The 8028-nt window shown below is 60.3% G+C and carries 6 protein-coding genes; 2 read left to right on the forward strand and 4 right to left on the reverse strand.

Going from position 1 to position 8028, the window contains the following annotated elements; genetic code table 11:
- Positions 1 to 7: 7 nt before the first annotated feature.
- From AD659_RS02770 to AD659_RS02785, 4 genes are all read right to left on the reverse strand, one after another.
- Complete coding sequence (locus AD659_RS02770; protein ID WP_053118151.1) at positions 8 to 1561, reverse strand: ABC transporter ATP-binding protein; 1554 nt, start codon at positions 1559 to 1561, stop codon at positions 8 to 10.
- A gap of 536 nt (positions 1562 to 2097) precedes the next feature.
- A complete protein-coding gene (locus AD659_RS02775; protein ID WP_053118154.1) occupies positions 2098 to 2679 on the reverse strand; it encodes an IMPACT family protein in 582 nt (193 codons plus the stop codon).
- 7 nt (positions 2680 to 2686) lie between these two features.
- A complete protein-coding gene (locus AD659_RS02780) occupies positions 2687 to 3337 on the reverse strand; it encodes a TetR/AcrR family transcriptional regulator (protein WP_053118156.1) in 651 nt (216 codons plus the stop codon).
- Between the two features lie 215 nt (positions 3338 to 3552).
- Positions 3553 to 4473 (reverse strand): LysR family transcriptional regulator, encoded by a 921-nt coding sequence (locus tag AD659_RS02785; protein ID WP_053118158.1) that lies wholly within the window; start codon positions 4471 to 4473, stop codon positions 3553 to 3555.
- A gap of 122 nt (positions 4474 to 4595) precedes the next feature.
- Here AD659_RS02785 and aptA point away from each other — a divergent pair, with 122 nt between their 5' ends.
- Both aptA and AD659_RS02795 read left to right on the forward strand, forming a co-directional pair.
- Complete coding sequence (aptA, locus tag AD659_RS02790) at positions 4596 to 5945, forward strand: omega-aminotransferase AptA (protein WP_053118160.1); 1350 nt, start codon at positions 4596 to 4598, stop codon at positions 5943 to 5945.
- A gap of 59 nt (positions 5946 to 6004) precedes the next feature.
- Complete coding sequence (locus AD659_RS02795; RefSeq protein WP_053118161.1) at positions 6005 to 7498, forward strand: CoA-acylating methylmalonate-semialdehyde dehydrogenase; 1494 nt, start codon at positions 6005 to 6007, stop codon at positions 7496 to 7498.
- The last annotated feature ends 530 nt before the right edge of the window (positions 7499 to 8028 follow it).

Raw genomic sequence — 8028 nt, forward strand, 5'->3', positions numbered from 1 at the left:
AACTCCGTTAAACCGGCGCGGGGGCAGGGGATTGAGGGGCGTCGAACTGGCCGGCCATCCAGGCGCCGACGTCGCTGAGGCGGGTCTCGACGGTGGGACGCAAGGCCGACAGGCGCCCGCCGCACAAGGCGCCGAGGCGGTCGCTGATCTGGAACAGTTCGTCGAGGTCTTCGGAGACCACCAGAATCGCCGCGCCGGCATCGCGCAGGGCGATCAGGGCGCGATGGATGGTCGTCGCCGCACCGACGTCCACGCCCCAGGTCGGGTGAGCGGCCACCAGCAGCTTTGGTTGTTGGAGGATCTCCCGGCCAAGAATGAATTTCTGCAAGTTGCCTCCCGAGAGGCTGCGCGCCGAGGTTTTGGAGTCGGGTGTCTTCACGCCAAAGCGACGGATGATCGCCTCGGCCAGTTGTTCGACCTTGCGGCGTCGAATCAGCCCATGGCTGACCAGGCCTTGCTGGAAAGCACTGAGCAAGGCGTTATCGGCCAGGCTCAATTGCGGCACGGCGCCGTGGCCCAAGCGTTCGGCGGGAACGAATGCCAGGCCAAGCCGACGACGAGCGTCGGGGCGCAGGTGCGCGACGGGTTGTCCGTCGAAGCGGATCGTTTCGCCTTGCTGGCGTGGAAGCTGTGTTTCTCCGCTGAGCAACGCCAGCCATTCGTCCTGGCCGTTGCCCGCCACTCCGGCGATGCCGACGATTTCGCCGCTACACACCTCCAGCTCAATGTCCCGCAATGAACAGCCGAACGGGTCCGGGTTATGCCAGGACAGCTGGTTGATCTGCAGGAAGGCGTTGTCTGCGCTGACCTTGGGATAATCCGTGATCAGTCCGGCCGCTTCGCCAACCATCAATTGCGCCAACTCCCGGTCCGAGCAGTGCGCCGGAGTGCAATGTCCCGATACGCGTCCGCCGCGCAGCACCGTGGCGCTGTGGCACAACCCTCGCACCTCCCCGAGCTTGTGGCTGATAAACAAAATGCTGCAGCCCTCGCTCGCCAGGCGGCGCAGGGTCACGAACAGTTCTTCGGCTTCCGCGGGCGTGAGCACCGAGGTCGGTTCATCGAGAATCAACAGCCGAATGTCTTGCATCAGGCAGCGAATGATCTCGACCCGCTGGCGCTCGCCAATCGACAGGCTGTGGACCAGCCGCTGCGGTTCCAGGGCCATGCCGTAGCGCCTGGAAACCTCGCGGATCCGGGGCTCCAGCTGCGCTGGCGTACCGGCTGTCGCGCCCATCGCCAAGGCAATGTTTTGCGCAACGGTGAGGGTTTCGAACAGCGAGAAATGCTGGAACACCATGCCGATGCCCAAACTGCGGGCCTGGGCCGGGTTACGCAGGTTGATGCGCTGGCCTTGCCAGATCACCTCACCCGAATCGGCAGCGGTGACGCCGTAGATAATCTTCATCAGAGTACTTTTACCCGCGCCGTTTTCCCCGAGCAGGGCGTGAATCTCGCCGGGCTGGATGCTCAGGTCGATGGCGTCGTTGGCCAGGCAACCGGGGTAGCGTTTGCTGATCTTGCGCAATTGCAGGCGCGCGATGGAGTCGGGGTTGGACATGACAGGCTCGGGCCGATGGACAGGAATGCCTGTGGATAAAGCAATTTCCTGGCCATCAGGTCAGGAAATTGCCTTGGGCCCGGCGCTAGGGCCCTCTGTATGTGGCCTGGGCAGCGGCGATGGGAAAAATTCTGCACCGAGTTGGAGCGCGCAGGTTTTGTGCAGGCATCGGTTTGCCCTGAAATGGGTGGTTAAAAAATGAACAAGCGGCTGCGAGCCCTGTGCTTGTTGGGGCGGGAAGAGCCATGAACGGGTTATCCACAGGTTGCTCCACAGTTATTGTGTGCAAGCCAGAAACTCGGGCATAAGCACTGTGGGGCTTTCTTCTAAAGGTGATAAACCGCCGCAAGCGGTTGTTTTGTAGGCGGATTTGTCGATTCGGCGGGACTTTGGCTGAAAAATGAGCAACCTGCTGAAACCCGCATGACAGAAGGGTTACAGAGGGATGTGCTCAGGTTATCCACAGTCGGGTGCACAGTGGATGTGGGCAAATTGAACGATTGCGAGCTGCCCTTAAAGGTTGCAAGCCTGCGAGCTCAACGCTCCAACAGGATCCGTCCACGGCTCAGGTCGGCCAGTTGCGTTTGCAAGGTTTCGATGTGGGCTTCACCCACGGCCAATTGCAGCTCTACGCCATTGGCGGTGAAGCGTTCCTCATTCACCAGCCCGCCGCACTCGGCGACGCGCAGTTTCACCAAGGGCAGTTCGGCGAACCCGCAGCTACAGTGCAATGGCACCCGACTGATCAACTCGATTTTCTCGGCGTTTTGCAGGCATTTGTTCGCGCCGCCGCCGTAAGCCCGGGCGAGCCCGCCGGTGCCCAGTTGAATCCCGCCGTACCAGCGGATCACCAGCACCACGACCTGATCGCAGGTCTGGGCTTCGATCGCGGCCAGGATCGGTCGCCCGGCGGTGCCACCAGGCTCACCGTCGTCGTTGCTGCGGTATTGGTCGCCGAGTTTCCAGGCCCAGCAGTTATGCGTGGCATCCAAGTCACTGTGCTGTTCGATAAACGCCTGGGCATCGGCCGGGCTGGTGATGGGCGCGGCGAAGGTGATGAAGCGGCTTTTGCGAATTTCTTCGCGGTGCTCGCAAAAACCGGCAAGGGTAAAGGGCATGGCGATCTTAAAGAGTGGGTGTCAGGCCGCAGCCCTTGAGAATGATACGGATCAGGTTGTCGCCCGCGTCGACCATGTCCTGCTTGGTCAACTTGCTGCGACCGGTCACACGGCAGATCTGGGTGGCGAAGTCGGCGTAATGCTGGGTGCTGCCCCACAACAGGAAAATAAGGTGCACCGGGTCGATCGGGTCCATCTTGCCGGCGTCGATCCAGGCCTGGAACACAGCCGCCCGGCCATTGAACCAGGCGCGATAATCCTGGTTGAAATACTCGGTCAGGCATTCGCCCCCGCTGATCACTTCCATGGCAAACAGCCGCGACGCCTGGGGCTGGCGACGAGAGAATTCCATTTTGGCGCGGATGTAGCGGGTCAAGGCTTCGGCCGGATCATCCTCGGCGGTGAGGGTGTTGAAGGTGCTGTCCCACAATTCGATGATGTTGCTCAGTACCGCCACATACAACCCGAGTTTATTCGTGAAGTAATAATGCAGGTTCGCCTTGGGCAGCCCGGCCTTGAGGGCGATGGCATTCATGCTGGTGCCTTTGAACCCGTGGCGGGCGAATTCATCTTCGGCGGCCTTGAGGATCGTCTCTTCGTTCTTTTGACGAATGCGACTGGTGGGCTTGCCACTGTGGGCGGGGACTTCAAAGGTCATGGGCGTTTCCGGGCTGGGTCTGTGGGCAAGCAACTGCGTTGATAGCGCACCGGCATCGATCCGACAAGTGCCATCACACTAAAAGCCTTCTCGATCGCGATCCCTCGCCTCTGTGGGAGCGAGCTTGCTCGCGAAAGCGGACGCTCATTCAACATAGGTGTGACTGATACACCGCCATCGCGAGCAAGCTCGCTCCCACAGGGGGGCAGAGGAGATCAGCGGGTGGCCGCCAGGCTTTCGAGAAAACTCTCCAGCACCAGGTGAGGCCGGCGCCCCTTGCGCGTGACCGACGCCAGGCTCAGGTCATAAAACCGTGCCGCAGGCTTCAAGGCCCGCAACCGACCTTGCTGGACCCAGAGGTTGGCGTAGTGATCGGGCAGGTAACCGATGTAGCGGCCGGTGAGAATCAGGAATGCCATGCCTTCGCGATCCGATGCGCTCGCGGTGCAATTGAGTGCCTGGTAGTGGGCCTGGATCTCGGCCGGCAGGCGGAACGTGGGGGCGATGGCGTCCTGGCTGTTGAGGCGAGCGTCTTCAAGCTGCTGGTCATCGACATAAAACAGCGGATGCCCGACCGCGCAGTACAGCAGCGATCGTTCACTGTACAGCGGTTGGTATTCCAGTCCGGACAGGGCGCTGGCCTGGGGAACCACGCCGACATGCAAGCGCCCGTCGAGTACGCCTTGTTCGACTTCGTTGGGGGCGATCATGCGAATCTGGATTTGCACGTCGGGGCCACGCTCTTTCAATTGAGCCAAGGCATGGGTGATGCGCATGTGGGGCAGGGTGACCAGATTGTCGGTCAGGCCGATGATCAGCTCACCGCGCAAATGCTGGTGCAGGCCGTTGACCTCGGTGCGGAAGCTCTCCAGTGCGCTCAATAACTGCAATGCCGACTGGTAGACCTCGCGCCCTTCTTCGGTCAGGGAAAAGCCCGCGCGTCCACGCTGGCACAGACGCAAACCCAGGCGTTGTTCGAGGTCGCTCATCTGCTGGCTGATGGCCGAGCGGCCGATACCCAGCACGGTCTCAGCGGCGGAGAACCCACCGCATTCCACGACGCTACGGAAAATGCGCAGCAGGCGAATATCAAAGTCGCTGACCTGGGCCAGTGGATCGGGACGACGAGCGCTCATGGTTTAGTGATCCACCGACTGAAGGTTACAAAAGTTGGATTTCACCGACTTTATCGCCGTGGCAATTTAGCTGCAAGAACGCCTTTCGATCCCTGTCGCTTATCACCTGCGAGGTTTTGTCGATGAACATGCCCGAACACGCTGCCGGTTCCCTGGCCAGCCAGCTCAAGCTCGATGCCCACTGGATGCCTTACACCGCCAACCGCAACTTCCAGCGCGATCCTCGCCTGATCGTCGCCGCCGAAGGCAGCTGGTTGGTGGATGACAAGGGGCGCAAGGTCTACGACTCGCTGTCGGGCCTGTGGACATGCGGCGCCGGGCACACGCGCAAGGAAATCCAGGAAGCGGTCGCCAAGCAACTGGGCACCCTCGATTACTCGCCGGGGTTCCAGTACGGTCATCCGCTGTCGTTCCAACTGGCGGAAAAAATCACCAGCCTGACCCCGGGCCATCTCAATCACGTGTTCTTTACCGACTCCGGCTCCGAGTGCGCCGATACCGCGGTGAAGATGGTCCGCGCCTACTGGCGTCTCAAGGGCCAGGCAACCAAGACCAAGATGATCGGGCGTGCCCGTGGCTATCACGGCGTGAACATCGCCGGCACCAGCCTCGGCGGTGTCAGCGGCAACCGCAAGCTGTTCGGCCAGGCGATGATGGACGTCGATCACTTGCCCCACACCTTGCTGGCCAGCAACGCCTATTCCCGTGGCATGCCGAAAGAGGGTGGCATCGCCTTGGCCGATGAGCTGTTGAAGCTGATCGAGCTGCACGATGCGTCCAACATCGCTGCGGTGTTCGTTGAGCCGATGGCAGGGTCGGCCGGCGTGCTGGTGCCGCCGGAGGGTTACCTCAAGCGCCTGCGGGAGATCTGTGACCAGCACAGCATTCTCTTGGTGTTCGACGAAGTGATCACCGGTTTCGGTCGCACTGGTTCGATGTTCGGTGCCGACAGCTTCGGCGTAACGCCAGACCTGATGTGCATCGCCAAGCAAGTCACCAACGGCGCGATCCCCATGGGCGCGGTGATTGCCAGCTCCGAGATCTACCAGACCTTCATGAACCAGCCAACGCCCGAGTACGCAGTGGAGTTCCCCCACGGCTACACCTACTCGGCGCACCCGGTGGCCTGCGCGGCGGGCCTGGCGGCGCTGGACCTGCTGCAGAAGGAAAACCTGGTGCAGAGCGTGGCCGAGATCGCCCCGCATTTCGAAAACGCATTGCACGGCTTGAAGGGCGCGAAGAACGTCATCGACATCCGCAACTATGGCCTGGCCGGCGCGATCCAGATCGCCGGGCGCGATGGCGATGCCATCGTGCGTCCGTTCGAGGCCGGCATGGCGTTGTGGAAAGCCGGGTTCTATGTGCGGTTTGGCGGCGACACCTTGCAGTTCGGGCCAACATTCAACAGTAAGCCACAGGACCTGGACCGCCTGTTCGATGCGGTCGGTGAAGTGTTGAATAAACTCGACTGATGCATTCTTTAACAACGGGCGTCCGGTCACGGGCGCCTGTGGATAATTCTGGAGTCCCCATGAGCCTCATCCCACATTTGATCAATGGCGAACTGCTGAGCGACAGCGCTCGCACCGCCGATGTGTTCAACCCGTCCACTGGCCAGGCCATCCATAAGGTGCCATTGGCTGATCGTGCGACCATCCAGCAGGCCATCGACGCCGCCAAGGCGGCTTTCCCGGCCTGGCGCAATACACCGGCGGCCAAGCGGGCGCAGGTGATGTTTCGATTCAAGCAATTGCTGGAGCAGAACGAGGCGCGTATCGCCCAGTTGATCAGCGAGGAACACGGCAAGACCTTGGAAGACGCGGCCGGTGAACTCAAGCGCGGCATCGAAAACGTCGAGTTTGCCTGTGCAGCGCCGGAAATCCTGAAAGGTGAATACAGCCGTAACGTAGGACCGAACATCGACGCCTGGTCAGACTTTCAGCCTTTGGGTGTGGTGGCCGGTATCACACCGTTCAACTTCCCGGCGATGGTGCCGCTGTGGATGTATCCGCTGGCGATCGTCTGCGGTAACTGTTTCATTCTCAAACCGTCCGAGCGTGATCCGAGTTCGACGCTGCTGATCGCCCAGCTATTGTTGGAAGCTGGCTTGCCCAAGGGCGTATTGGGCGTGGTCCATGGCGATAAGGCCGCGGTGGATGCACTGATCGAAGCGCCGGAAGTGAAGGCGCTGAGTTTTGTCGGGTCGACGCCAATTGCCGAATACATCTATGCCGAGGGCACTCGGCGCGGCAAACGCGTCCAGGCGCTGGGTGGGGCGAAGAACCATGCGGTGCTGATGCCGGATGCCGACCTGGACAATGCCGTCAGCGCACTGATGGGCGCGGCATACGGTTCATGCGGTGAGCGTTGCATGGCAATTTCGGTGGCGGTATGTGTCGGCGACCAGGTGGCGGATGCGCTGGTGGCCAAGCTGGTGCCGCAGATCAAGGCGTTGAAGATTGGCGCCGGTACCTCTTGCGGATTGGACATGGGGCCGCTGGTGACTGGTCAGCATCGGGACAAGGTCAGTGGCTATATAGAAGAGGGTGTGACAGCAGGCGCTTCACTGGTGGTCGATGGTCGCGGCTTGAGTGTGGCCGGGCATGAGGAAGGTTTCTTCCTTGGTGGTTGCCTGTTCGATCGCGTGACCCCCGAGATGCGCATCTATAAGGAAGAGATCTTTGGGCCGGTGCTGTGCATCGTCCGGGTCAACAGCCTGGAAGAGGCGATGCAACTGATCAATGATCACGAGTATGGCAATGGCACCTGCATCTTTACGCGCGATGGTGAAGCGGCGCGGTTGTTCTGCGATGAGATCGAAGTCGGCATGGTGGGCGTCAACGTTCCATTGCCAGTGCCGGTTGCCTATCACAGCTTTGGTGGCTGGAAGCGTTCGTTGTTCGGCGACCTGCATGCTTACGGCCCGGACGGGGTGCGCTTCTACACCCGTCGCAAAGCGATTACCCAGCGCTGGCCGCAGCGTGCCAGCCATGAGGCTTCACAGTTTGCTTTCCCCAGCTTGTAATCGGTAAGTGAAGAGGCCGGCGCCCTTGGGCGCCGGCCTCTGTGTTTACGGGCTTTTAGACTGATATGACAGAATTGTGAAAATAGGTGTTGACGGCAGATTCTGGAAGTCTATAATTCGCCCCACTTCCGGCGCAGTCGAAACGGAAAACTCCTTGAGATTCAATGAGTTAAGTAGGTTTCGAAGGGGTTGGGCTTCAGTTCATCGAAGCCTGGAAGGAGCAGATAGAGCGGTGTTGTTTGGCTCTATCGGCGGTTCGATCTTCTCGGTCGAAAGCGGTGAAAAAGAGGTGTTGACAGCAGCGAGTAACGCTGTAGAATTCGCCTCCCGCTAACGAGAGATCGGAAGCGCAAGTGGTTGAAGTTGCAAAGGAAACTTTGAAAACTTCTTAAAAAAACCGCTTGACAGATACACGGGGCGCTGTAGAATGCGCGCCTCGGTTGAGACGAAAGACTCAGCCAACCGCTCTTTAACAACTGAATCAAGCAATTCGTGTGGGTGCTTGTGGAGTCAGACTGCTAGTCAACAGA

This window comes from Pseudomonas thivervalensis, from assembly GCF_001269655.1.
Taxonomy (GTDB): Bacteria; Pseudomonadota; Gammaproteobacteria; order Pseudomonadales; family Pseudomonadaceae; genus Aquipseudomonas; species Aquipseudomonas thivervalensis.

Coding starts and splice junctions, on each gene's coding strand:
- AD659_RS02770 (WP_053118151.1), bottom strand. CDS start 1,561: ATGTCCAACCCCGACTCCATCGCGCGCCTGCAATTGCGCAAGATCAGC.
- AD659_RS02775 (WP_053118154.1), bottom strand. CDS start 2,679: ATGCCCTTTACCCTTGCCGGTTTTTGCGAGCACCGCGAAGAAATTCGC.
- AD659_RS02780 (WP_053118156.1), bottom strand. CDS start 3,337: ATGACCTTTGAAGTCCCCGCCCACAGTGGCAAGCCCACCAGTCGCATT.
- AD659_RS02785 (WP_053118158.1), bottom strand. CDS start 4,473: ATGAGCGCTCGTCGTCCCGATCCACTGGCCCAGGTCAGCGACTTTGAT.
- aptA (WP_053118160.1), top strand. CDS start 4,596: ATGAACATGCCCGAACACGCTGCCGGTTCCCTGGCCAGCCAGCTCAAG.
- AD659_RS02795 (WP_053118161.1), top strand. CDS start 6,005: ATGAGCCTCATCCCACATTTGATCAATGGCGAACTGCTGAGCGACAGC.